This is a genomic window from Variovorax sp. Varisp46, from assembly GCF_059491885.1.
The window spans coordinates 4070762-4095618 of the sequence record NZ_CP168515.1; the positions used below are offsets into that span (position 1 = coordinate 4070762).

At 63.4% G+C, this 24857-nt stretch carries 22 protein-coding genes, 3 tRNA genes and 2 pseudogenes; 6 read left to right on the plus strand and 21 right to left on the minus strand.

Annotation, left to right across the window (positions count from 1 at the left end):
• Positions 1 to 52 precede the first annotated feature (52 nt).
• From ACEN9N_RS19270 to ACEN9N_RS19325, 12 genes and pseudogenes are all read right to left on the minus strand, one after another.
• Positions 53 to 649, minus strand: coding sequence for a recombinase family protein (locus tag ACEN9N_RS19270; RefSeq protein WP_495654295.1), 597 nt, complete (start codon positions 647 to 649; stop codon positions 53 to 55).
• 131 nt (positions 650 to 780) lie between these two features.
• Complete coding sequence (locus tag ACEN9N_RS19275) at positions 781 to 1062, minus strand: hypothetical protein (protein ID WP_495654296.1); 282 nt, start codon at positions 1060 to 1062, stop codon at positions 781 to 783.
• Positions 1063 to 1068: 6 nt separating this feature from the next.
• A complete protein-coding gene (locus ACEN9N_RS19280) occupies positions 1069 to 1650 on the minus strand; it encodes a plasmid pRiA4b ORF-3 family protein (protein WP_495654297.1) in 582 nt (193 codons plus the stop codon).
• A gap of 2 nt (positions 1651 to 1652) precedes the next feature.
• Complete coding sequence (locus ACEN9N_RS19285; protein ID WP_495654298.1) at positions 1653 to 3572, minus strand: UvrD-helicase domain-containing protein; 1920 nt, start codon at positions 3570 to 3572, stop codon at positions 1653 to 1655.
• Entirely contained in the window at positions 3569 to 5842 is a 2274-nt protein-coding gene (locus tag ACEN9N_RS19290; RefSeq protein WP_495654299.1) for an ATP-dependent nuclease, read from the minus strand. Before ACEN9N_RS19290 ends, ACEN9N_RS19285 begins: the two co-directional genes overlap by 4 nt.
• A 221-nt stretch (positions 5843 to 6063) precedes the next feature.
• Positions 6064 to 6195, minus strand: a pseudogene (locus ACEN9N_RS19295) (transposase); the annotation flags it as partial.
• A 230-nt stretch (positions 6196 to 6425) separates the two neighbouring features.
• Positions 6426 to 6513 (minus strand) — tRNA-Ser (locus tag ACEN9N_RS19300).
• A gap of 32 nt (positions 6514 to 6545) precedes the next feature.
• Complete coding sequence (hemW, locus tag ACEN9N_RS19305; RefSeq protein WP_478180409.1) at positions 6546 to 7808, minus strand: radical SAM family heme chaperone HemW; 1263 nt, start codon at positions 7806 to 7808, stop codon at positions 6546 to 6548.
• A complete protein-coding gene (locus ACEN9N_RS19310) occupies positions 7808 to 8407 on the minus strand; it encodes a non-canonical purine NTP pyrophosphatase (protein ID WP_413314429.1) in 600 nt (199 codons plus the stop codon). Before ACEN9N_RS19310 ends, hemW begins: the two co-directional genes overlap by 1 nt.
• Positions 8408 to 8410: 3 nt before the next feature.
• Positions 8411 to 9142, minus strand: a complete 732-nt coding sequence (gene rph / locus ACEN9N_RS19315) for a ribonuclease PH (RefSeq protein ID WP_007835865.1) — start codon at positions 9140 to 9142, stop codon at positions 8411 to 8413.
• A gap of 41 nt (positions 9143 to 9183) precedes the next feature.
• Complete coding sequence (locus ACEN9N_RS19320; RefSeq protein ID WP_056595071.1) at positions 9184 to 10092, minus strand: PP2C family protein-serine/threonine phosphatase; 909 nt, start codon at positions 10090 to 10092, stop codon at positions 9184 to 9186.
• 4 nt (positions 10093 to 10096) lie between these two features.
• The gene (locus tag ACEN9N_RS19325; RefSeq protein ID WP_042673779.1) at positions 10097 to 11104 is read right to left on the minus strand and encodes a serine/threonine protein kinase; all 1008 of its coding nucleotides are present in this window, start codon (positions 11102 to 11104) and stop codon (positions 10097 to 10099) included.
• Positions 11105 to 11195: 91 nt separating this feature from the next.
• Here ACEN9N_RS19325 and ACEN9N_RS19330 point away from each other — a divergent pair, with 91 nt between their 5' ends.
• The 4 genes from ACEN9N_RS19330 to ACEN9N_RS19345 all read left to right on the plus strand — a co-directional run bounded on the left by ACEN9N_RS19330 (position 11196) and on the right by ACEN9N_RS19345 (position 15346).
• Positions 11196 to 12119, plus strand: a complete 924-nt coding sequence (locus ACEN9N_RS19330; protein ID WP_495654300.1) for a YicC/YloC family endoribonuclease — start codon at positions 11196 to 11198, stop codon at positions 12117 to 12119.
• Between the two features lie 14 nt (positions 12120 to 12133).
• Entirely contained in the window at positions 12134 to 12754 is a 621-nt protein-coding gene (gmk, locus tag ACEN9N_RS19335) for a guanylate kinase (RefSeq protein WP_007835873.1), read from the plus strand.
• Positions 12755 to 12793: 39 nt separating this feature from the next.
• Positions 12794 to 12997 carry a DNA-directed RNA polymerase subunit omega gene (rpoZ, locus tag ACEN9N_RS19340; RefSeq protein WP_007835875.1) on the plus strand — a complete coding sequence of 68 codons (204 nt, stop codon included), beginning with the start codon at positions 12794 to 12796 and terminating at the stop codon, positions 12995 to 12997.
• A gap of 93 nt (positions 12998 to 13090) precedes the next feature.
• Positions 13091 to 15346 (plus strand): RelA/SpoT family protein, encoded by a 2256-nt coding sequence (locus ACEN9N_RS19345; protein WP_007835877.1) that lies wholly within the window; start codon positions 13091 to 13093, stop codon positions 15344 to 15346.
• Positions 15347 to 15352: 6 nt separating this feature from the next.
• Here ACEN9N_RS19345 and greB read toward each other — a convergent pair whose 3' ends face one another.
• The 3 genes from greB to ACEN9N_RS19360 form a co-directional block, all read right to left on the minus strand.
• On the minus strand, positions 15353 to 15928 hold the full coding sequence (greB, locus tag ACEN9N_RS19350; protein WP_007835879.1) for a transcription elongation factor GreB: 576 nt from the start codon (positions 15926 to 15928) through the stop codon (positions 15353 to 15355).
• 57 nt (positions 15929 to 15985) lie between these two features.
• A tRNA-Arg gene (locus ACEN9N_RS19355) sits at positions 15986 to 16062 on the minus strand.
• 115 nt (positions 16063 to 16177) lie between these two features.
• Positions 16178 to 16254, minus strand: a tRNA-Arg gene (locus tag ACEN9N_RS19360).
• Positions 16255 to 16603: 349 nt separating this feature from the next.
• Here ACEN9N_RS19360 and ACEN9N_RS19365 point away from each other — a divergent pair.
• Positions 16604 to 17236 (plus strand): YiaD family glycine zipper/OmpA-like lipoprotein, encoded by a 633-nt coding sequence (locus ACEN9N_RS19365; RefSeq protein WP_413314427.1) that lies wholly within the window; start codon positions 16604 to 16606, stop codon positions 17234 to 17236.
• A 250-nt stretch (positions 17237 to 17486) separates the two neighbouring features.
• On the opposite strand, the gene ACEN9N_RS19370 is transcribed toward ACEN9N_RS19365, so the two are convergent.
• Positions 17487 to 18989 (minus strand): lyase family protein, encoded by a 1503-nt coding sequence (locus tag ACEN9N_RS19370; protein WP_413314426.1) that lies wholly within the window; start codon positions 18987 to 18989, stop codon positions 17487 to 17489.
• Between the two features lie 87 nt (positions 18990 to 19076).
• Positions 19077 to 19238, minus strand: coding sequence for a helix-turn-helix domain-containing protein (locus tag ACEN9N_RS19375; RefSeq protein WP_495654301.1), 162 nt, complete (start codon positions 19236 to 19238; stop codon positions 19077 to 19079).
• 185 nt (positions 19239 to 19423) lie between these two features.
• On the opposite strand from ACEN9N_RS19375, the gene ACEN9N_RS19380 reads away from it, so the two are divergent.
• The gene (locus tag ACEN9N_RS19380; protein WP_495654302.1) at positions 19424 to 19651 is read left to right on the plus strand and encodes a hypothetical protein; all 228 of its coding nucleotides are present in this window, start codon (positions 19424 to 19426) and stop codon (positions 19649 to 19651) included.
• A gap of 57 nt (positions 19652 to 19708) precedes the next feature.
• Here the strand turns inward: ACEN9N_RS19380 and ACEN9N_RS19385 are convergent.
• From ACEN9N_RS19385 to clpB, 4 genes and pseudogenes are all read right to left on the minus strand, one after another.
• Positions 19709 to 20055: pseudogene (locus tag ACEN9N_RS19385) on the minus strand (DUF2958 domain-containing protein).
• 784 nt (positions 20056 to 20839) lie between these two features.
• Positions 20840 to 21160 carry a chaperone modulator CbpM gene (locus tag ACEN9N_RS19390; protein WP_495654303.1) on the minus strand — a complete coding sequence of 107 codons (321 nt, stop codon included), beginning with the start codon at positions 21158 to 21160 and terminating at the stop codon, positions 20840 to 20842.
• Positions 21161 to 21165: 5 nt separating this feature from the next.
• Positions 21166 to 22125 carry a DnaJ C-terminal domain-containing protein gene (locus tag ACEN9N_RS19395; protein WP_495654304.1) on the minus strand — a complete coding sequence of 320 codons (960 nt, stop codon included), beginning with the start codon at positions 22123 to 22125 and terminating at the stop codon, positions 21166 to 21168.
• A 28-nt stretch (positions 22126 to 22153) separates the two neighbouring features.
• Positions 22154 to 24793 carry an ATP-dependent chaperone ClpB gene (gene clpB, locus ACEN9N_RS19400; RefSeq protein ID WP_495654305.1) on the minus strand — a complete coding sequence of 880 codons (2640 nt, stop codon included), beginning with the start codon at positions 24791 to 24793 and terminating at the stop codon, positions 22154 to 22156.
• Positions 24794 to 24857: the final 64 nt, after the last annotated feature.

Below are 24857 nucleotides of genomic sequence, written 5' to 3' on the forward strand. Positions count from 1 at the left end.
CGGGAGTTCTTGATAAAGGCGTAAGACAGCATTTCGAGAATCTTGTCGCGGACTACGCTTTCAGGTATTCGTAAACACTGGCCCGCGAGATGCCAAGAGCAGTTGCGATATCGATCTTGGCCATCCCGCTCGCCGCCATCTCTTTGAGCGTCACGATCGCCGCCGCATCGAGCGATGGCTTGCGCCCCTTGTAGACGTCCTTGGCTTTGGCGATTGCAATGCCCTCGCGTTGGCGCTCTTTGATCAGCGCGCGCTCGAACTGGCCGACTGCGCCGAGAAGCTGCAGCATCAGCATCGAGTACATGGCTTCGTGGGACTTGTCGCCGGAGCCGGGCTTTTGGAACGTCAAGTTTTCCTTCACCAACGTGACGCTCACTCCCTTGGCCGTCAGTGACTCGACCACCTGCTGCAAGTCCGCGGGACTGCGCGAGAGCCGATCCATGCTGTGCACGTACAAATGGTCGCCGTCGCGCATGTGACCGAGCATGGTTTGCAACTGGGGCCGGTTCGTATCTTTGCCACTCGCCTTGTCTGAGAAGATTTTTTCCAGTTCCAGGCCTTCGAGCTGGCGCGCGTCATTCTGGTCGGCACTGGAGACGCGGACGTAGCCGACCCTTTGGCCGGTGGTAGGTTTTTTCGGCGGTGTCATGGGCTGGTGATTCCAAGAGTCAATGTCTGAATTGACTCCAAAAGGTAATTTGGAATTTGTCGATAAATTCCTAGACCAACCCTATTCAGACACAAAACGGTGCTAGTCGAAGTGTCTGGCTAGCGTGTACTTCAGATAGACGTACAAGCCACACCCCCTGCCAGTAGCGGCAAAAAATCGGCCGCTACTGTGAGCCGGCCAGCAAAGACTGTCGCCAAGCTGCCAAATTTGGCAGCAGAGCCGTCTTTTGCGTTCGCCAATACGGTAGTGGCGTCACCGTCGCGACGCACGAGCATGGCCAGGTATTTGCTGCCATCGGCGGCCGTGGCGACGCACGCGTGCGGCGGCAGCTCACCGACCGTGATGTCACCGCCGTCCTCGATCAGGGCCTCGATGTAGTTCGTCCGAGCCATTGCCGCTCAGACCTTGACCTCGGCGAGCCGGTCGTTGATCTCGATGGTGTCGAAGGCCAAGGGGTCCCATGTATCGGTGCCGATCCATTCGACCAGGTTGTCGTGCTCGGGGTCATCAGGGTTCGCCATGGCCCGCACGAACTGCGCATAACCCGGCGCGCCTCCGCAATCCTCCGGCGGCGTCGCACAGGCACCACCGGTACAGAACGGGCGCACGAACTCCGGAATTGGTGCGAGCTTCTTCTCGACCTTGATGCGGTGGTCCCAGTAGTCCCCGAAGTCGTAAACGTAGCTCAGCGTCGACCGGTTCAGGGCCGTGGTCAGTCGCGTGCTCTCGCTGGTAATCGAGCCAGGCTCGTCGTACATCGGATCGGGCGTGCCATAGCGCTCGCCGTCGCCAGCGACGAACTCGTGCAGATGAGAGTGGCCCCAGCCGAAGGCAGCCTGGATGACACGGTGCAGCCTGGCCAGGGTGATCGTCTCCGGCACAAGGACGCGGCGCCAGACCTTGGGCCTGGTGCCGCGCAATTCGATGTGCAGTTGCAGGATCGCCGCTGGTGCCTTGATCCGTTGTTCCTTGCTCGCCACGCCTACACCACTTCAATATGCCAGCCCTTGCTCAAGAGCGCCGTTCGCAATACTGGCGGAACTCGCTCTTCGTTTGCCGCCAGGCATAGCAACGTCGCTGGGCGGGACATCGCAACATAGAGATTCCGCATTTGGGCCTGCTGTGTCTTTGGGAGCTTGTCGAGCTTCTTCGAGGCAATCCCGGCGATGTATTCAAGCCCCAGCGCAACGTCAAACTTCCTGCTGGTGCCACCGTAGGATTCCAGGACCAGGGATGCGGAGTGCGTCTCGCCCTTCATCCCGGCCGTCGTGCCTAGTCCAAACTCAAGACTCCGTCCCAGGTGGGAGACTTGACACCTCGTCGAGGCAGTCGAACTCGTCGCCCCTTGCGGCGCTGGCTCATCAAATACGCTCATCGCTGAGAACGCATCAAACTCGAGTTCATCCGGGAGATACGGCTTGAGTCCTGAATATACAAGCTGGATGGCCGCATCGCGCTGGCCCACAGCACAGAGCTGCTCGCCAGAAATCGCCAGGTGGCGAGTGAGACCTTCAATAGGCCCTGATGCCCCGGACTCTCTTGCAGCCCGAGGCAATGCACGCGCATCTCGAACGCTGTCCACCAGAGGCGCCCCTGCCGCGCGGAGCACCAGCAGCAGTGCCCTCCGGACGTCGGAAACACGCGAGTTGAGCGATGCCTCCAGCAAGGTTTTCTTTGCATCCCCGACGAGCCCCCAGAAGCGCTCAGAACGCATGCTGGCGATTTGCTGACCTTCACCATAAGTCGGCCAATAATCTACGAGGTGGCGCCCAGCCGCAACTTTCCCTTCTCCCGACTTCCGAGTGCACATCGCCTTCACCTCGCGGGCCGCGGCTTCTTCCTCGGTCAGGCGGTCAATGACTAGGCGGCCATAGTGCGGCACCACATTGGCTACGTCTGCCGTGGAGTACAAGAGTAGGATCGGCGCTTGGGTGCCAGTTCCCTCTCCAACAACCGCATTGCCACTCAGACGCACGCTACCCACCGCACTTGCGATGGCAGGACCAAACCGCTTACTGGTGCTAATGCAGCCGTAACCGCCCCTCGGGAACGTGAGAAGGTCAGCGCTCTCCTCGTCCGAGAGAATCTTCTGGTCTACGTCCCCGAATCTTTGCATCGCCGACTTTCCATCGAAGATGCGATTCAGGAAGGACTCCTGGTCCCAGGACGTGTCCTGCATTTCGTCGATGAACACCATCGGGAACCGCCGATGAACGACGTCCACAAGGTGGGGGCAGGTCTTGAGCGCGAGGGCGGCATACGCGAACATGTCTCGATGCCGAAAGATGCCGTCCTTGGTTAGCATCTTCTTGAGTGTCATCAGCGACTTGTATGACGCCGTGTGCGTGCCGGGCAGTGTTCCGCTCTCGACTTGCACCTGCAGGTCCGCCGTCCGATAGAACAAGGAGGTGGCGATACCATCGCCATTGTTCTGGTTCTCCAGATACACGCGCAGGCCCAAAAACATACTCAGTTGAAGAAGCGACTTGGCCTTATCGGCGAAGACGACGTCGTCGATGACATCGACCTTTTGGCCCAAGCTTCGCAGCATCGGCATTGCGAAGAACTGGTTGATGAAGGCATGAATGGTGCCAACAAAATGGGGATAGCTCAGTAGCTGCGCGCCCTCAGCACTCCCCGCTAAGCGCTGTGCAATCTCGTCCCGCGCCACGTTGGTGTGGCTGAGAACACAGATTCCGCGCCGCGCATGAGGCCACTTTTTGGCCAGCAAGAGCAGCTTGGCCGCGAGCAATGAAGTCTTCCCGCTACCCGGAACCGCATTGAAGTCACGCGAACCGTTCTCCAGCAGCGCGCTCCGACGTTCCACATCATCGAACTTCAGGTCCTTGGCTAGGGTCGTGAGGTCGGCCAAGTCCGCCGGCCCGAGGCTGACCGCGCTCACGCTCCATTTCCCTGCGTAACACCCGGCGACGCACTTGGCAGAACGACTGGGGCCGCCGGCGCTCCTCCAGCCTGACCATGTGTCTGAGCACTGGCGACGACGGTGTCTTGCGGGGCGGCCACGGTCGGGATGGCCGACGGAACTGACGGGAACGCCGCAGGCACCGGAGGCAGCGTGGAGCTTGGGACTGACGCGGCAGCTCCAGGCACGGTGAGCGCGGTTAGCACTGCCGCTCCCGCGCCGGCCGTCGCTGCCGGCTTCGCGGCCGGAGCGATAGTCAAGTGGGAGAGTGCTGCCTGCAGGTAAGGCGGCAAAGCCTTGAACAGGTCTTCGCCCGTTCCATACTTCCCCGTGCAGACTAGGTGAGCCGCGTACTGGGCCGCGATGGCCTTCGACGCGTCCTTCTCTTGGAGCGGCTTGTAAATGATGGCCGCCAGCTCCTCCTTGGTGTGCCCGGCACCTTCCAACGAGGTCCAGCTCAACTCAGCTTCAGCCAACGTCGCTGTCTCATCGGCTTCTTCAAGACGTTCATCGCGAGACTTTGCCTTGGCCGCCAGAGAAATCGCCAGGTGCATCAGCTTCGCGCAGCCATGTAGCGCCAGGTCGAACTCAAGCGTCCAGCGATCAGAAACACACACGATGGTCTTGCCGCCTTCAGCTCGCTCCTTCTTCCTCTGCACCGCTTCAGCCATCTCAAGTGGGGAGTAATCAGAATCGAAGCGCTTCCCCTTGGCGGGCTTGGCGACGTAAGGCTTTGCGACGTTGGGCACAATGTCCCGATCAGTCAGGCAGACCACCGGGATCGGAATCTCCGGGCCGGCTCCCTCGCGCTGAAGGATGCGAGCGTAGTGATACAGGCCAGTGTGTCCCACGTTGACCATCGACACGCCATGCTTTGAGAACGACCGACCGCACATCTCAGCGATAGCGGGAATCAAGATGGCTTCGGCAGGTCCCTCCACCATCATGACGCCGCGGGCAAAGAACAAGTTCGCCTTGGTTGCATCAATGAAGCGGCGCAGGAACGAGTAGTCGGTACGCTTGAGCTTGGTCTTTCCCGCGGCCAAGGGGAAGGTCTGAGCCTTGCGCACCAGCGTCATATCTTCGATGCGCGCGGTCGACACCAGCGAAGGGCTATGGGTCGTCATGATGACCTGCACGCGCTTCTCCGCCTGCTCCTCGTTAGAGTGTTCTTTCAGCAGGTCCATCACGCGCTCTTGCAGCTGCGGATGGAGGTGAGCCTCAGGCTCTTCGACGAGCAGCAGAGCGAGCTCCTCGCCGTCCCGAAGCAGGACCAACTCGGTGGCCATGAACAGCGCGTTGTTGTAGCCAAGGCCCCGCGCACAGCGCTCATCCGGATGAATATGCGCGCCGGGCAGCAAAGACAGCTCGAACTTCTCAAGGATCGGCGTCAGCGAAAGGTCGGGGGCGATACGGATGCGCGATTGCAGCTCCTCGCCAGAGAACGCGAACTGACCGAGGTAGTTATCGTTGATGTCTTTCTCTACGCCCTTGACGACCTCATGCTCACCCAGGTGGTGCTGCGCGAAAGCCATCAAGCCGACCAAGCGCTCAGGAACATCTTTGGGCGAGGCCTTGTCGAAGTCGTTCACCTCCTGGCCTGCGATGTCGTTGTGGGCGCCAAGAATCTGCGAAAGACGCGATTGGCGGCCTGGTCGCAACTCCGCTTCGGCGTCACGCAGTGGCTTCAGGTAGGTCGCGCGCACAAGCTCTCTGACCGCGTAGCCGACCTCCGGTCCGGTGCCAGCAGCGCCGGTTCGAACGACTGTGTCGACGCGCGCTCGCTTTGTCGCTTGCGGCGGGTGGTAGCGCGCCTCGAGATGGAGGATGAGCGAGCAGGTTCCGTCCGCGCCGAGTGTGAGCCATTCGAGAACCGATGCCTCCTGGTCTGGGCTCAATCCACACAGCGTGGCTTCGATGCTGAGTGTTTGGGCGCGGCTTTTGCCTTCAATGTGGAAGTCCTGCTCGAAGAGCCTGACAGGCTCATAGCTTGTCGTCAGCAGTACCTGCCGGATAGCGTCAATGATGCCGGTCTTGCCCGCATCGTTCTCACCAACAAGGATGTTGAGCCCGGGATTGAGCTCCCAGTTCAGTTCAGGCGCAGTCGTGCCGTCCCCGAACGCGCGATAGTTGCGCGCCCGGATGTGCTTCAGATACATGCTCTCCCCCCACTTGTTCAACGGCATCACCTGCGAAAGTTTGCAGGCTCCCTCCGACTTCAGTGCTCGCTTGCCGCTTAAGTCATTCACGCCTTAGCGATGTCGTCTTCTCACGGAACTGGGCTCCGTGCAGGACAGGCCCCTCAGTTGAGGTGATTGACGCGTTCGCCAGACGTCTTGGCGCTACCGCAACACTATCACCTCTTCGCGCCCATTCGGGGATATCGAAGGTTCGCATCGAAAACCCGCTTGTGCTCGTCGCGGCCATTTGAGTCGCTGGTCGCTGACCAGCGACAATTATCTTGAGCGGCCCCTCGGGTCTTCAGGTCGTTGAACACCTTCATCCAGAACTTGGCGCCCTCGGTGCCCTCAATCCACAGTCCCAGGATGTCGCGCGTGCCGCCGGGCAGCACGCCCAGGGCCAGGTAGATGTCCGTTCTTCGTCAAGCAGCGGTCGTTCACCGAGGAATGTGTGATCGGCAGCTCTCAGTCTGAAAGACGTGTACGGCGTCGATGGCCCGCCGCTTAGTGGCAGCAAAGCATAGACAAGACCAACCCCTGCGGGGGTTGGCGGCGATACATCTATGCTCAAACCAACCGTAAGTCGAATTGGTAGGAACGATGGTGTAAGAAATAAAAAAGCGCCCCGTAAGGCGCTATTTTCCTTATCTTCTGGCGGAGAGTGTGAGATTCGAACTCACGGACGATTTCTCGTCGGCAGTTTTCAAGACTGCTGGTTTAAACCACTCACCCAACTCTCCGGAACCGTCGATTTTATGCCGACGGCGTTGCCCTACGCTTCATCGGGCAGGAACATCGCCTGCAGATCGCTTAGAAAATCCAGCCCGCGCTCGGTCGGCCACACGCGGAACAGGTCGCGTGCCACGAGCCCCTTGCGCTCGGCTTCTTCCAATCCACGCTGGATCGACGTCATTGCCAGCCCCGTGCGTTCGCTGAACTGCGGCAGCGTGAAGCCCTGCTTCAGCCGCAGCGCATTGAGCATGAATTCGAACGGCAGATCGGCCAGCGCCACCTCGTCGCTCTGCGACACGGCGGCGCCCGCGCGTGCGTTCTCCATGTACAGGCGCGGCTCACGAAAGCGCACCTGGCGCACGATGCGGTGCGCAAAGCTCAGCTTGCTGTGCGCGCCGGCGCCAATGCCAAGGTAGTCGCCGAATTGCCAGTAGTTGAGGTTGTGCGCGCACTGGTGCCCTTCGCGCGCATAGGCCGACACCTCGTAGCGCGACATGCCGGCCGCAGTGGTGCGCTCGGTGATGCGGTCGAGCATGGCGTAGGCGATGTCGTCCTCGGGCAGGGTCGGCGGGAACTTGGCGAACCAGGTGTTGGGTTCGATGGTCAGGTGGTACACCGACAGGTGCGGCGGCGCGAGCGCCAGCGCCTGCGACAGATCAGCTTCCAGGCCCTCGAGCGTCTGGCCCGGCAGCGCGTACATCAGGTCGAGGTTGAAGGTGTCGAAGGTGCTCGCAGCCTCTTCGAGCGCGGCAATGGCCTGGGCGCGATCGTGCACACGGCCCAGCGCCTTCAGGTGCTCGTCGTTGAAGCTCTGCACGCCCACCGACAGGCGCGTGACGCCGGCCGCGCGGTAGGCCCGAAAGCGATTGCGCTCGAAGGTGCCGGGGTTGGCTTCGAGCGTGATCTCGCAATCGGGCGTGAGCTTCAGGCGCGCACGCACATCGCCGAGCAGGCGGTCGATGGCTTGCGGCGAAAACAGGCTCGGCGTGCCGCCGCCGATGAAGATGGTGTGGACGGTGCGGCCCCAGATGAGCGGCAGTGCGGCATCCAGGTCGGCCACCAACGAATCGATGTACGCCTGCTCGGGAATGCCGTCGATCTCCGCTTCGCTCGCGGCGCGCCATTCGTGCGAGTTGAAGTCGCAGTACGGGCACTTGCGCAGGCACCACGGCAGGTGGATGTAGAGCGACAGCGGCGGCAGCGCGCTGAGCTGCAACGGACCGGGCCGCATCCAGTGCAGCACGTCGTTGGCCTGCGGCGCTCCCGTGGACTGCGCCGGCTGGATCGGGAAGATGGTGGCCATTACAGCCAGCGCTCGCGCATCAGCGCCAACATGGCCTGCGCCGCGCGGCCGCGGTGGCTGTTGGCGTTCTTGACCTCGGGCGGCAGTTGGGCAAAGGTCTTGCCGAAGGCTGGCAGGTACATGACGGGGTCGAAACCGAAGCCGTTGTCGCCAACGGGCGCGGGCGCGATCTCGCCGACGACGCGGCCGATGGCGATGAGCGGCTCGGGGTCGTCGTGGCTGCGCAACGCGACCAGCGTGCTCACGAGCGCGGCGCGGCGGTTGGCCACGCCGTCGAGTTGCTCGAGCAGCGCCTTCACATTGTTGGCGTCGCCCTTGGGGTAGCCGAATTGCGTGGCGTAGTAGGCGGTGTCGACGCCCGGCAGGCCGCCGAAGGCATCGACGCAAAGGCCCGCGTCGTCGGCGATGGCGGGCAGGCCAGTGGCGGCGCTGGCGTGGCGGGCCTTGGCCAGCGCGTTCTCCACGAAGGTGCGGAAAGGTTCTTCAGCCTCACCCACGCCCAGCGCCGACTGCGGCACCAGGGTAACGGCCAGCCCTGCAAACAGTTGCTGGAGTTCGGCGAGCTTGCCTGCGTTGTTGGAAGCCAGAACCAGTTTCATGAGTCAGTTCGAGAGCAGTGCCTGCTTCTGCAAGGTCACGAGTTCGCCGATGCCCTTCTCGGCAAGGCCGAGCAGGATGTTCATTTCTTCGCGAGTGAAGGCCACGCCTTCGGCCGTGCCCTGCACTTCGACGAAGTGGCCGGCGCCGGTCATGACGACGTTCATGTCGGTGTCGCAGGCCGAGTCTTCGGTGTATTCGAGGTCGAGCAACGGCGTGCCGCCGACGATGCCCACCGAGATGGCGGCCACGTGCCCCTTGATGGGCGATGCCTCGATGGCGCCGCTGGCCACCAGCTTGCTGACCGCGTCCTGCGCCGCCACGAAGGCGCCGGTGATGGCGGCGGTGCGGGTGCCGCCGTCGGCCTGCAGCACGTCGCAGTCGAGGTGGATGGTGCGCTCGCCGAGCACGGCAAGGTCGAACACGGCGCGCATCGAGCGGCCGATGAGGCGCTGGATTTCCTGCGTGCGGCCGGTCTGCTTGCCCTTGGCCGCCTCGCGGCTGCTGCGGGTGTGCGTGGCGCGCGGCAGCATGCCGTATTCGGCGGTGACCCAGCCTTCGCCGCTGCCCTTCTTGTGCGGCGGCACCTTCTCTTCGACGGAGGCCGTGCACAGCACGCGGGTCTGGCCGAACTCGATCAGCACCGAGCCTTCGGCATGGATGGTGAAGCCACGGGTGATGCGCACCGGTCGCAATTGATCGGCGGCGCGGCCGCCGCTTCGCGTGAAAGCAGTCATTTGTTCGGGAATTGGAAAGAAAAAAGAAAAGCCGCGCGCGCTCAGGTCTTGCGTGCGGCGGAACGGCGAATGGCCTCGTTGATCTCAGCGATGGAGCGCTCGATGGCGTCTTCGTCGAGGTCGTCGATCTCGTTGTCCGACGCCGGCATGCCGGCCTGGATGGTCGAGGCGAACACGCCGTCTTCGATGGTCTCGGTGGATACGCCGCTGCGGTCGTCCGCGCTGTCGGGCATTTCCCATTCGAGCGCGATGAGCGTGACGTTGTCGCTGTGGGCACCGCCCTTGCGCAGGGCCATCTCGGCGAGGTCGGGAGCCGCATCGGACACGGGCTTGCCCGAGGAGAGCGTGTGCACGATCAATTCGTCGTCGAGCACGCCCCAGACACCGTCGGAGCACAGCATGATGCGGTCGCCGCGCTGCAGCTGCAGCGGCGCCGCAATGTCGAACAGCGGCGTGGTCGGCGAGCCGAGGCATGTCAGCAGCAGGTTGCGGTTGACGGGCATGTCCGAGCCGTGCGGCTTGGGGCGTTCGGCGTGCGAGTGGTCGCGCGTGCGCACCAGCAGGCGGCCGTCGCGCACGACGTACAGGCGCGAATCGCCGCAGTGCATCCATGTCGCGGTGGTGCCCTGGAGCACGGCCGCGACAACGGTGGTGCGCGGCGTGTCGAGCATGGCCTTGTGGCTCGCGTAGCGCATGATCTGCTGGTGCGCGGCCATGGCCGATTCGGCCAGGAAGGCCTTCACGTCCTTCACGGTCGGGCGGGCCTCGCGCTGGTAGAGCGCAGCGATGGTCTGCAGCGCCAGCTGCGCCGCGACCTCGCCTTCCGGATGGCCGCCCATGCCGTCGGCCAGCACGAACAGCCCCGATTCCCGCGTGTAGCAATAGCCCATGCGGTCTTCGTTCTTGAGACGCCCGCCCTTGCGGCTGACCTGGAAGACGGAGAATTTCATGATGTCATGCGGGGCGCGTGGTGGGCGCAGCAGCCTTGGGCAGGCTCTTCTTGTCGAAAGAGCGGATGTTGTCGATCGACAGGCGCACTTTCTCGCCCACCGTGAGCTTGGTGTAGCGGCGCTCGCCTTCGCGGCTCAATTCCTTCTGCAGCGCGAAGACCGATTGCGGGCGCGACAGCGGGTCGAGCGACATGCACCACTCGACCACCTCGATCAGGTTGTCGGAGTACACGCCGCGCAGGCGCGACAGCGACAGGCTGAGCCGATCTTTCTCGATTCGCCGCGGCGCGTCGTTGGGCGGATAGCCCTGCATGCAGGCGTAGATGCAGGCGCCGATGGCGTAGATGTCGGTCCAGGGGCCCATCGACGAGTCGCGCCGGTACATCTCGGGGGCCGCGAAGCCGGGGGTGTACATGGGGCGGATGAAGATGCCTTCCTTGCTGAGCACTTCGCGCGCGGCGCCGAAATCGATCAGCACGGCGCGGTCGTCGTCGGTGACGAAGATGTTGGCCGGCTTGATGTCCAGGTGCAGCATCTTGTACTGGTGGACGATGCGCAGGCCGCGCAGGATCTCGTCGAACAGCGAGCGGATGGTCGACTCGCGGAACACCTTCTGCTTTTTCAGGTCTCGCGCGGTGACCACGAAATCCTGCAGGGTCGCGCCCTCCAGGTAGTTCATGACCATGTAGACGGTCTCGTTCTCGCGGAAGAAGTTGAGCACGCTGACCACCGAGGCGTGCGAGATCTGCGCGAGCGAGCGGCCCTCCTCGAAGAAGCTCTTGAGCCCCAGCCGGTAGAGCGACAATTTCTCGGGCGGCACTTGCGGCGCGAGCTCACCGGGGCCTCGGGTGGCGAGCGACGACGGCAGGTATTCCTTGATGGCCACCTGCTGTCCGCTGGGGTCGATGGCGAGATAGACGACACCGAAACCACCTGCGGAAAGCCGGCGTACAACGCGGTAACCACCAATGACCGTATCGGGCAACAGGGGCGTAGGCTTGACCTTTGACATAATCCGGGAGTTTCGCCCGAAGGCGATGGTGCGGCAAGCGAACGCCGTGCCGACGCCTCGGTGCATGCAAGCAAAACCACAGTGAGGCGCAATGCCAGTTTACAGCATGACCGGCTACGCCAGCGGCCAGAACGGGTCCGCAGGCAGCCACTCCGAAGCCGATGCACGGCCTTCCGCCGGGGGTCGGCTCGGGGTCGAAATCCGCTCGGTCAACAGCCGCTTCCTCGATCTCACCTTCAAGTTGCCCGAGGAGCTGCGCCAGCATGAGACCGCGCTGCGCGAGCTGCTCACGGGCAAGCTCAAGCGCGGCAAGGTCGAGGTGCGCGCCGCCATCGAAAACACGGCCCAGGCCGGCGTGGTCGAGCCCTCCGTCAAGCTGCTCCAGCGGCTCAACGGGGTGCAGGACAGCATCAAGGCCTGGCTGCCCGCCGCGCGCGACCTGAGCGTGGCCGACGTGCTGCGCCTGGCCGGCGGCGACAGCGCCGCCCGCGGCGACTGGGGGCCCGACCTGATCGATGTCACAGGCAAGGCCCTCGAGGGCCTGATGTCGGCCCGCCAGCGCGAAGGCGCCCGGCTGGCGAAGATGCTCGAAGCCCACCTGGCCCAACTGCGCACCCTGGTGCAGCAGGCCGGCCCGCTGGTGCCGCAGCTGGTCGAACAGCAGCGCACCCGCTTCCTGGAACGCTGGCAGGAGGCCATGGGCCTGACCGCCGGCACGGGCGGCACGCTGCCCGAGGCCGCCCAGGACCGCGCGCTGACCGAGGCCACCGCCTTCGCGATCCGCATCGACGTGGCCGAGGAGCTCACGCGGCTGAATTCGCACCTCGACGAGATCGAGCGGCTGCTCAAGAAGGGCGGCGAGATCGGCAAGCGCCTCGACTTCCTGATCCAGGAGCTGCACCGCGAGGCCAATACCCTGGGCTCGAAGTCGGCGGCGCTGGAACTCACGCGCATCGGCGTGGACATGAAGGTACTGATCGAGCAGATGCGCGAGCAGGTGCAGAACATCGAATGACGACGAGCGACAGAATGGACTACCCCGGCAACATCTTCGTGGTGGCGGCGCCCAGCGGCGCCGGCAAATCGAGCCTGGTCAAGGCGCTCATGGAACTCGACTCGGCCGTGCAGCCTTCGGTGTCGCACACGACCCGGTCGCCGCGCGGACAGGAAAAGCATGGCCGCGAGTACTTTTTTGCGTCGCCGACGGAGTTCGACGCGATGATCGCGGCCGACGGCTTCGTGGAGTGGGCACATGTGCACGGCCACCGCTATGGCACCTCCAAGAAGGCCATTGAGGAGCGGATCGCCCAGGGCGCGGACGTCATCCTCGAAATCGACTTCCAGGGCGCCCTGCAGATCCGCAAGACCTTTGCCAACGCGGTGATGATCTTCATCCTGCCCCCCAGCTGGGAAGAGCTGCGCTCGCGGCTCGAGCGGCGCGGCGAAGACAGCGCCTCGGTCATCGAATTGCGGCTTAAAAACGCCGCCGAAGAGATGGCCCGGGCGGGGGAATTCGACTTCGTTATAATCAACGAGTTATTTGAGCGCGCACTTTTCGATCTCAAGGCGATCGTCCACGCTCAGCGGCTCCGGTATTCCGCACAGCGCCGTGCCCGTGCCGACACATTCGCCGCACTGAACATCCCCTGATATCCGAGTTCACCGCTCCCAGACCGAAAGATTCTCATCATGGCCCGCATCACCGTCGAAGATTGCCTCGTCAATATTCCGAACCGTTTCCAGCTCGTCCTGGCCGCCACCTACCGTGCGCGCATGCTGAGCCAGGGCCATGCCCCCAAGATCGAGAGCAAGAACAAGCCCGCCGTGACCGCCCTGCGCGAAATCGCCGAAGGCAAGATCGGCCTCGAAATGCTCAAGAAGGTGCCGGGCTGATCTGACGCAGCCCTGCAACGAAAAGGCACCGCGAAGCGGTGCTTTTTTTATGTCCGGACGCGTCCACAGAGCGGTCACGCTAAAGTGGTAGCCATGAGCGCGGTAGCCAAACATCAGTCCCATGCCCCCAAAGGCACGCCGAAGCCGAGCCCGGCGGCGCTGAACGCGGCCGCCGCGAGCTTCGCGGCATTGACCGCGCGCCTCGACTACCTGAGCCCCGAAGACACCGAACTGGTCCGGCGCGCCTACCGCTTCGCCGACGAAGCCCACCTGGGCCAGCTGCGCAACAGCGGCGAGCCCTACATTACGCACCCGATCGCCGTGGCGGCGCAATGCGCCGAGTGGAAGCTCGATGCGCAGGCGCTGATGGCCGCCCTCCTCCACGACGCCATCGAAGACTGCGGCGTCACCAAGCCCGAACTCATCGAGCGCTTCGGCGCCCCGGTTGCCGAACTGGTCGACGGACTGACCAAGCTCGACAAGCTGCAGTTCAACACCCGCGAGGAAAACCAGGCCGAGTCGTTCCGCAAGATGCTGCTGGCGATGGCGCGCGACGTGCGCGTCATCCTCGTCAAGCTGGCAGACCGTACGCACAACATGCGCACACTGGCCGATGCGCCGCGTGAAAAATGGGGCCGCATCTCGCGCGAGACGCTCGAGATCTACGCGCCCATCGCGCACCGGCTCGGGCTGAACCAGACCTACCGCGAGCTGCAGGAGCTGTCGTTCCGGCATTTGAAACCGTGGCGTTACGCCACGCTGTCGAAGGCCGTCGCCAAGGCGCGCGGCCGTCGGCGCGACCTGATCCAAAAGGTGCAAAAAGAGGTCGAGGCCGCGTTCTCGGCCGCCGGCATGACACTGCGGATCGCAGGACGCGAGAAAACGCTCTATTCGATCTACCGCAAGATGGAAGAAAAACACCTGAGCTTCGCCCAGGTGACCGACATCTACGGCTTCCGCCTGATCGTGCCGAACGTGATCGCCTGCTATACCGGCCTGGGCATCCTGCACCAGATGTACAAGCCGCTGCCGGGCAAGTTCAAAGACCACATTGCGATCGCCAAGCTCAACGGCTACCAGTCGCTGCACACCACACTGGTAGGCCCGGCCGGCGTCAGCGTGGAATTCCAGCTGCGCACCGAGGCGATGCACGTGGTGGCCGAATCGGGCGTGGCCGCGCACTGGCTGTACAAGGCCGCCGAGCCGAACGCGGCCAGCAATGACCGGCTGGGCACCAAGTGGCTGCAGTCGCTGCTCGACATCCAGGACGAGACGCGCGATGCGGCCGAGTTCTGGGATCACGTCAAGGTCGACCTGTTCCCCGACGCGGTGTACGTGTTCACGCCGAAGAGCCAGATCATGGCGCTGCCCCGCGGCGCCACGGTGGTCGACTTCGCCTATGCCATCCACAGCAACATCGGCGATCACACCTCGGCCGCGCGCATCAACGGCGACCAGGTGCCGCTGCGCACCGAGCTGAAGAACGGCGACGTGGTCGAGGTGATCACGGCGCCCGTGTCGACGCCCAATCCGGCCTGGCTCGGGTTCGTGCGGACCGGCCGGGCGCGCTCCAAGATCCGCCACTACCTGAAGACGCTGGCGCACGCCGAGTCCGAAGGCCTGGGCGAAAAGCTGCTCGCGCAGGCCTTGCGCGCCGAAGGCCTGAGCAAGCTGCCCGAGGAAGACGAAGAGCATCAGGCGCTGTGGGAAAAGCTGCTGCGCTTCACCGGCAACCGCACCCGCTCCGAGCTGCTGACCGACATCGGCCTGGGCAAGCGCATCGCCAGCATCGTCGCCAAGCGGCTGGTGGCGATGCTTTCCGAACTAGGCGAACGGCCCGATGCGCTGCTGTTGAGCCGCGAGCGCTTCATCTCGCACGAAACCGTGTCGCAGGGTGCGGTCACGCTGGATGGCAGCGAGAACTCGTCGGTGCGGTTTGCGCTGTGCTGCCGGCCCATTCCTGGCGACCAGATCGTCGGCTATCTCGGCCATGGAGAAGGGCTGGTGGTGCACACGGAAGACTGCGGCGTCGGCCAGCGGCTGCGCCACAAGGACAGCGAACGCTTCTTCGCAGTCGAGTGGGCGGACGAACCCACGCGCGCCTTCGAGACCGGGGTGGTCATCACCGTGCGCAACGACAAGGGCGTGCTGGCGCGCGTCGCCGCCACGCTGGCCGATGCGGAAGCCGACATCACGCACGTGGAAATGGCCGACGAAACCCCGCAGGACTCGACCGACCTGCGCTTCGTGATCGCCGTGCGCGACCGCACGCACCTGGATGCGGTGCTGCGCGCGGCCCGGCGTACCGCGTCGGTGCTGACCGCCTCCAGGACGGTTCCGGCCTCCTGAGGACGGCTACGCCGCTGCTGGGCGCGGCGCCGGATAGCTCACCGACAGAATCTCGACTTCGTGCGCCCCGCCGGGCGTCACGAGCTTCACCACGTCGCCCTCGCGCGACTTGAGCAGTGCCCGCGCAATCGGCGAGATCCAGCTGACCTGCGATTTCGCGCTTTCCGCTTCGTCGATGCCGAGAATGGTGACGCTGCGCTCGTCACCCGTCTCGTCGACATAGCGAACTGTCGCGCCGAAGAAAACCTGGTCGCGGCCGTGGTGCACCGAGGGATCGGTGACCTCCGCGATTTCGAGGCGCTTGGTGAGAAAGCGGATGCGGCGATCGATTTCGCGCAGGCGCTTCTTGCCGTAGAGGTAGTCGCCGTTCTCGGAGCGATCACCGTTCTTGGCCGCCCAATGCACGGTTTCGACGATCTTGGGCCGCTCCTCGTCCATCAGCTGCAGCAGTTCGTCGCGCAGGCGCGCATAGCCTTCGGGCGTGATGTAGTTCTTGCTGCCTGCAGGCAGCGGAGGTGACGCACCATCGGCACTGTCGTCATCTCCGTCGGAGTCGGTTTCCTTGGTGAATGCCTTGCTCATCGCAAAATCCTCCAAATGAAAAAAGCCCGCAACTTTCGTTGCGGGCTTTCCTTGTAGTGGTGCGGCTGGCAGGAATTGAACCCACGACCCCTTGGTTCGTAGCCAAGTACTCTATCCAACTGAGCTACAGCCGCACAGCTTGCAATTATAGCCCGCTTTTATCGACCTTTCGGGCTTCACCGGTCGATCCATCGCGAAGGCACAAAAGAAAAATGCCCGGAAGAAGAATCTTCCGGGCATTTTCAGTGATGGTGCGGCTGGCAGGAATTGAACCCACGACCCCTTGGTTCGTAGCCAAGTACTCTATCCAACTGAGCTACAGCCGCTAAGCCCTCCATTATAGCGTCTTTCAAGGCATTTCTCGAAACAGGCGCGAACAGGTGGCAGCGGGCCCTGAGGGGCTCGAGGCAGTCGCTCCGTGGATCGTGCGCCGGAGCCTCCTTGAGCCCGTAGTTCAGCACCGCCCTTCTGAACGCAGGAAAGCCTGTAACGAGCCGTTCCAGGCGCGACCTATTTCACGATTGCCAAACCTGGTCTGGGCCAACAGTCAAAGAAGCGGTTCCGCCTGTCGGCCTTTGTCTCCGTGCGCGAGTTGTCTTCTCCAGATCGCGCTTGCGCTTGGCAAAGCATCAGCCAAGGCAGTCGATTCAACGGAAACAACTGAAAGGGACCATTATGAAACTCGGGCTGATCTCACTCGCACTCGCAGCTGGACTCGCCGCAGGCTGTGCAACCGAACAAGGGACTCACACGGCCGTCGGCACCGGTACAGGCGCCGTCCTCGGCGCCGGTGTCGGCAATCTCATCGGGCACGACAAGAAGAGCACGGCGATCGGTGCAGCGGTTGGCGCGGCGGTCGGCGCCGGCGTGGGCTACAACTGGACCAACATCCGCAACAAGCTCAGTGGCCAGACGGCCGGCACCGGCACGCAGATCACCGATCAGCCGGACGGCTCGCTGATGGTCAACATTCCCAGCAATGTCACGTTCGACACCGACAGCGCGACCATCAAGCCTTCGTTCCGAAGCGTGCTCGACGGTGTGGCCCAGACCATTTCGCAGGAGCCCAGGATCAACGCGCGCGTGGTCGGCCATACCGACAGCACCGGCAATCCGGACCACAACATGGCTCTGTCGCAGCGCCGCGCGCAAAGCGTGGCGACCTACCTGGCCGATCGCGGTGTGGCGAACACCCGCCTGACCGCCGAAGGACGAGGCCAGACACAGCCGGTGGCAAGCAATGCCTCCGAAGAAGGCCGCACGCAGAATCGCCGTGTCGAAATCTATTTGAAGCCTGCTGCGCAGTAGGCGATGCAAGGGCGCGCGGGACGGCAGCTCTACTGCTTGATCCATCCCGAGGCGGAGGATCGGCGCCCGGAGCTCCGTCTGCGCCGCCATGCGCTGCGTGAGTTCGGCCGGCGTCGAGGCCTTGGGATCGAAGACCAGGCCGGCCATGCGCGCGAACCTTTGCCGCAGCCAGTGCCTTGTTCGATGACGGGTTGAGCCGGTCGACCGCAGGCTTCTGCGTTCCGGCCGGTGCGAACACGCGTGAGCGGAACTAGCGGCCCGCCCCCAGTTTTTCAAAAGCCGAATCGAGCCGTCCCAATGCGATCGAGACATCCGCCCTGCGCGCGTTGATCCAAGCCTCCTGCTCGGCAACGCGCTTCGTCGACTCCCTCAACATCCGGTCCATCTCTTTCAGCTGCGGACCTCCAGCGGTCTGGCGGTTCTTGACGATAGCGGCAGGGTCGAGCGACGATCGAAACTCCGCCTCGGACATCGGCAGCGCAGTTGCAAACTCGCCTTTCACCGTTTCGGCATAGATGCGTTGTGCTTCCACATAGGGGAAGTCGAGTGGCTTGATGTTCTTGGCTTTGGCGTACTCCACCACTTCTGAAGCGAAGTGGTGCCCGACACGGAAAGGCAGTTTGTACCTGCGCATCAGAACGTCGGCGAGTTCCTGGGAGGCGGTCCAATCGCTGTTGAGCTCCTCCAGTGCACGCTCCGGATCGACAACCAGCGCCCCGAGGATCTTGTCCCAGTTGCCAAGCACGCCGATGGCGCTGCGGATCATCGCGCTGGTAGGCCTGGCGTCCTTCGCATCGCTCATGCCTGTCGGAATATTGTGTGCCAGAAGCGCTGCCCCGATGCCAAGCGTCAAGGTAGTCGATGCGTCGCGGCGAGTGCTGTTGAGCAGGCCCGGATTGCGCTTTTGTGGCATGGCGCTGGACACATAGGTGTTTTCGCCTCCCTCGCGCAGCAAGATCCAGGGACGAGCCTGGGAATATTGCGCCATGACGTCCTCGACAAACATGCCGGCATGCAGGGCGATGGCGCTGACGATGGCACCTGCTTCGACGGGCTCGTCTACGGATGAGACCTGAGATGCGTCATAGGCGTTGTCGACCGTGGCTGCAAAGCCCAGGTAATCCGCCATGCGTTTGCGGTTCAGCGGCCAACTGGTGCCGTTGAGCACCGTGGTGCCCATGGACGAGCGGTCGATCCGAACATAGGCCTCGCGGATCCGTTGTGCGTCGCGGTCCAGGCCGGCCGCAATTCCCAATAGATAGTGGCCATAGCTATTGGGCTGAGCGGCCACGCCATTGGTGTAGTTGGGAACGATGGTGTCCTTGTGTTTGTCCGCCAACTTCACCAGGGTGCCGGTCGTCTTGTTCAGCTGCTCGGCCAAAGCCAGCATGTCGTCGCGCAAGATGGCCGAGCGCAGCGTCGCCAGCATGTCCTGGCTCGAGCGGCCGGCATGCAGCAGAGTGATCTGAGGGCCTACGGCGTCAATCAGCAATGGCTCGAAAGTGATGACGTTCGTTGGGCGCTTGCCCCCCGGCTTGCCCCCATCGACCAACACCTTGGTGATGCCGGAGTAGACCAGCGGCCCCATGGACCGATCCAGCAAACCTTCGTCGATGTTGATGACTGCGGAGGCTTTGTTGATCTCCCCGAGCCAGAAGAACTCGTCACGCGCTGGCTTGGTCTGAGCATGAACTTGCAGTGCGGTGAAAGAAAGCGCCAGGGCTGCCGCGAGGGTACAGATCGAGAATTTCAAGCTTGTCTCCGGTAGTTGAGGTTGTCGCGACGGTATACGTGAAAACACGCGCGCGCCCACCGGACTGGTCGGGCTCTGCATACGCAATCATCGGCATCCATGTGTGCGCGCACGGTAGGCCAGTTGGGGACGTGTGACACCCAGCACGCGCGCCGCCGCGGAGAGGTTTCCTCCGCAGTGTTCCAGCGCACGGCGTATCAGCGTCTCCTCCACTTGTCCCAATGAGCCGGAGCCGACGCGGTCCGCCATGGCTTGGCCTGTGGGCACGGACTGCGGCAATAGGACGCCGTCTCCGCCCGCCAAGTGCCCATCCGGCCGTACCGACAGCACGTTCTTGTCCAGCGTCTCGCCGCTCGTGAAGAGGTGGTGAACATCGAGCAGGGCGCCCTCGGGAGCGACCAGACGGCGTGGTGGACTGGGGACTGAGCTCCGTGGTGGAACATCTGCGCGAGGCCGAATGCGCTCTGGCGGTGGACGGTTGGGCCCCGCTGACCCAGGTAGTGGAGCGGATGAGGACGCTGCATCCCGAATACACGCTGGAGCGCTACAAGCGCGTCAGCTGGCGTCAGGTCCTGTATGACTGCGGCCGCTTCGAGCAGCGATGCTTGAAAGGTGCTGGCTCGAAGGACAATCGGACGTGGCTTCGCAGCAGGTCCCACTGAGGCTCCTGGCTGCCCCTGGCTCCAATCGCACACGGGGCAGGCGTTGAGTGAATGGATTCAGCTGACGATGCGACCCGCAACTTGTGCCAAACGCAGGTACGCGCTCAAAGGCTTTTCGGCGCGCCAGTGCAAGTCACGCTCGATGCCAAGCGCGCCGCCCATCAGCCGGATGGCACTCAACTCCCGCACGGACACATGACCCGTCTCGGGGCTGCCCATCCAAGGTCCATGAGGCCATATGCAAGATCTTCGTCATCGGGGTCAAGCTCGGTGATCAGCCAAGTGGCGGCACCGCATGGGTTGAACCATTTGGCCACAGGCCAAGGATCGAAGCGTGGGTTGTCGCGCGCGATCTGGCCGTTGGCCAGCAGCCGTACGCGCAATTCGGGGGTGATTAGGTCCACGAGGACTCCTGAATGAGAGGGATTGGAATACAGAAGCTGACGCGAGGAGAACGCGAAAGAAATCAGCGGCGCGAGACGGAAGGTGTGACCGCAGCCGAGGCAGCGGCGGTTGCGCAGGAATGCGTCGTCGACAGCCTCGCCGAGTGCCGCGCCAACAACACAGCCAGCGACGCCGCCACTCAATCCGCCAAGGACGGCGCCGGCCACCATGCCCAACGGTGTTGCTGCGGCCAAGCCGAACTCGGCACCTGTGATCGCGCCGGACAACGCGCCCGAAATGCCGCCGGCTACGCCGGCCACAGTGCCGATGATGGCGCCGGCTTTCTTAGCGGTTTCGCGCCGAACAACGTGCCGTGATTGACAGACAGGACAGGTGGAGCTCGATGTGGGTGCAAACGTCTCTTGCGGCTGATACGGTTCATCGTCAAAGGTAGATGGGGTGAAGTCGATTTCCATGAGCGAGGTGAACGCACAGGAGCGTTCCTGGTTGAAAGGGAGGAAGGCACATCCGGTGAAACCAGACGGCAAAAAGCCCAGCGCGGCCGATGGGCCGGTCTGGGCTTTGGTGGACTGGGTTGACGGATTTCTACCGTCTGTCCAATGCAGTCATATGTGGCTGAGAATTTCTGGGATCATCGCGACTATCGGCCCCCACTCGCAATGCAGGAAGAGTCTCGACGAGGGTGAAGCGGCTAATGCTCTACTTCGGCCGGCGCAGGGACCAAGCTGAGATCTGTTGCTTCATGCTTTGATCATCACTCAGCCGGGATGGTGGTGGAACTTTTCAGGTTACTCCTAGGCCTCGAACTAGTAGTGCCGTTTTCAAACGCCGCACCTCGTACTGCAGGTCAATGATGAGCGCGGCCGCATCCAGGTTGGTCCCGAAGTCGCGTTCAAGCCGTGCCGCCACGAGCGCACGCTGCAGATCGGCACCGTGGAAGCGCCACTGCGTGGGTACCCGCGACGGCACCTTCGATTCGATGATGCCGATGTCGACCAGTTCGACGACCCAATCAACGCGAACGCCGCAAGCGTGAGCGAGTTCGTCGGCTGTGAGCGGGTGCAATGCATCCACTGGCGTACCCTGAATGGAAGAGGAAGTCATAGTGCTCATACTCCCAAATGGCGACGTGGGTTGAACGGCGCAGCCAAAGCCAGTTGCTCGTAAGCCTTGCGTGCCGCTTCGGTGTTGGCCGGTGGCAGCGCAATCTCGATCAGCAAATAGAGATTGCCGGGTGGCTTGCCCGGAAATCCGCGTTCTTTGAGGCGCAACTTGAGCCCGTTACGCGCATTGGCAGGAATGGTGACTTCGACAACGCCGCCACCAGGGGTGGGCACCTGGACCTTCGCTCCCAGTGCCCCCTCCGACGGGGTGACGGGTAAAGTCATGTATAGATCACAGCCATCAATACGGTAGAGCGCATTCGGTGCGATACGGACTTCAAGATACAGATCGCCCGACTCTTCACCACCGTGACCTGGCATACCCCGGCCCGCCAACCGTATGAGCTGACCAGGGTGGACGCCCGCGGGAATCTTGACGCTGAAGGTTCGCGTCTTCCATTCAGGCCTACCCTGCGCATCGATCTCCTGCCCACGCAGGGTGATCTCGCGTTCGACGCCCTTTAGCGCATCTTCCAGCGAGATTTCAATCGCTGCATGATGATCCTCGCCGCGTGCCCGGAAATTCTTGCGGTAGGCATCACGTCGCTCAGCCGCACCAAACATCGAAGAAAAGAACTCGCTGAACTCGGCCTGGTCGGCCGGCCCTTGCCTTGGGCCTCGATGGAACTCGAACCCTTCGTCCCAGTTCGGCGGCGGATGGAATTGGCCGTCAGGACTGCCGCCACGCGCAACATGATCGACGAGTTGGTCATATGCAGCGCGCTTTTCCTTGTCGCGCAGCACATCGTTGGCCTCGTTGATCTCGCGCATCCGCTTGTCCGCGTCTGCCTCCTTGCTGACATCGGGGTGATACTTGCGGGCGAGCTTGCGATAGGCCTTGCGCACCTCATCCTGCGTTGCCCCACGCTCGACGCCGAGAGTCTTGTAGTAATCCTTGAAGTCCATGATCGATGTCCGCGGACGTGCTCTGGCCTCAGGCGGCGCTGCTTGCCGGCAGGCTCTTGGCTCTGGCCTTGGCCTTCGCCTTGGAAAAAATGAACTTGCCCGGCGACCGGATCGGATCGGTCGTGACCTCGATCGTGTCCTTCGGCCCGAAGCTGCCGTCCAGCAGCAGCTTCGACAGCGGGTTCTCGATGCGCTGCTGGATCGCGCGCTTCAGGGGCCGCGCACCGAACACCGGGTCGAAGCCGACCTTGGCGATCTCCGCCAGCGCCGCTGGCGACACTTCCAGCCCCAGGTCCATCTTCGCGAGCCGCGCCTGCAACACCTTGAGCTGGATCGCTGCGATCGATTCGATGTTCTTCGCGTCGAGCGCATGGAACACCACGGTCTCGTCGATGCGGTTCAGGAACTCGGGGCGGAAGTAGTTCTTCAGCTCGTCCCACACCGCTTCCTTGATCTCTTCGGAGGGCTTGCCCACCATGGCCTGGATGATGGGCGAGCCGATGTTGCTCGTCATCACGATCACCGTGTTCTTGAAGTCCACGGTACGGCCCTGGCCGTCGGTCAGGCGCCCATCGTCGAGCACCTGCAGCAGCACGTTGAACACGTCGGGGTGGGCCTTCTCGACTTCGTCGAGCAGCACCACGCTGTAGGGCTTGCGGCGCACGGCTTCCGTGAGGTAGCCGCCCTCCTCGTAGCCCACGTAGCCCGGCGGCGCGCCGATCAGGCGGGCGACCGAGTGCTTCTCCATGAACTCGCTCATGTCGATGCGGATCAGGTGGTCCTCGCTGTCGAACAGGAAGCCCGCCAGCGCCTTGCACAGCTCGGTCTTGCCCACGCCCGTGGGGCCGAGGAACAGGAACGAACCCGTGGGACGGTTCGGGTCCGACAGGCCCGAGCGCGAGCGGCGGATCGCGTTGGCGACCGCGCCGATGGCTTCGTCCTGGCCGACCACGCGCTCGTGCAGCTTGTCTTCCATCACGAGCAGCTTGTCGCGCTCGCCCTGCATCAGCTTGGCGACCGGAATGCCGGTGGCGCGTGCCACGACCTCGGCGATTTCTTCGGAGCCGACCTGGGTGCGCAGCAGCGTGGGCGCGCTCGACTTGCCTTTGGTGGCCTCATTGGCTTCGGCTTCCTTCAGGCGCTTTTCGAGCGCGGGCAGCTGGCCGTATTGCAACTCGGCGACCTTGTTGAAGTCGCCCTTGCGCTTCCATTCCTCGATCTGGAACTTGATCTTGTCCACGTCCTCGCGCACCTGCGCGCTGCCTTGGGCCTGGGCCTTCTCGGCCTGCCAGATCTCGTCGTAGTCGGCGATTTCCTTCTGCAGCTTCTCGATCTCGCCCTCGATCAGGCCGAGGCGCTTCTGCGAGGCCTCGTCCTTCTCGCGACGCACGGCTTCGCGCTCGATCTGCAGCTGGATCAGCCGGCGGTCGAGGCGGTCCATGACCTCGGGCTTGGAGTCCATCTCGATCTTGATCTTGGCCGCAGCCTCGTCGATCAGGTCGATGGCCTTGTCGGGCAGGAAGCGGTCGGTGATGTAGCGGTCGGACAGCTCGGCCGCGGCCACGATGGCCGGGTCGGTGATCTGCACGCCGTGGTGCACTTCGTACTTCTCCTGCAGGCCGCGCAGGATGGCGATGGTGGCTTCCACGCTGGGCTCGCCCACGATGATCTTCTGGAAGCGGCGCTCCAGCGCGGCGTCCTTCTCGATGTACTTGCGGTATTCGTCGAGCGTGGTGGCACCCACGCAGTGCAGCTCGCCGCGCGCGAGCGCGGGCTTGAGCATGTTGCCTGCGTCCATGGCACCTTCGGCCTTGCCGGCGCCGACCATGGTGTGCAACTCGTCGATGAAGACGATGGTCTGGCCTTCGTCCTTCGCGAGTTCGTTGAGCACGGTCTTCAGGCGTTCCTCGAACTCGCCGCGGAACTTGGCGCCCGCCAGCAGCGCGGCCATGTCGAGCGACAGCACGCGCTTGCCCTTGAGCGACTCGGGCACTTCGCCCGCGACGATGCGCTGCGCGAGGCCTTCGACGATGGCGGTCTTGCCCACGCCGGGTTCGCCGATGAGCACGGGGTTGTTCTTGGTGCGGCGCTGCAGCACCTGGATGGCGCGGCGGATTTCCTCGTCGCGGCCGATGACCGGATCGAGCTTGCCCAGGCGGGCGCGCTCGGTGAGGTCGAGGCAGTATTTCTTGAGGGCTTCGCGCTGGCCTTCGGCATCGGCGCTGTTCACGCCCTGCCCGCCGCGCACGGCGTCGATGGCCGATTCGAGCGACTTGCGGCTCAGGCCGTTCTCCTTGGCGATCTTGCCGATGTCGGCCTTGCTGTCGGCCACGGCGAGCAGAAAGAGTTCGCCCGCGATGAACTGGTCATTGCGCTTGATGGCTTCCTTCTCGGTGGCCTGCAGCAGCTTGCCGAGCTCGGGGCCGACCTGCACGATGTCGTGGCCCTGCACCTGCGGCAGCTTCTTGATGGCGGCCTCGGCCGCCTGCGTCAGGCCCGGTACGTTGACGCCGGCACGCTCCAGCAGAGCGCGTGGGCCGTCGTCCTGGCGCAGCATCGCCAGCAGCAGGTGGGCCGGTTCGATGTAGGCGTTGTCGTTGCCCAGCGCGAGCGACTGTGCGTCGCCCAGCGCTTCCTGAAATTTGGTGGTGAGTTTGTCTTGTCGCATGGATTGAGTTCGTTGTGACTGCCAGCAGGATCTGCATCAGGCGGCAGGGCAGCGGCAGGATCGG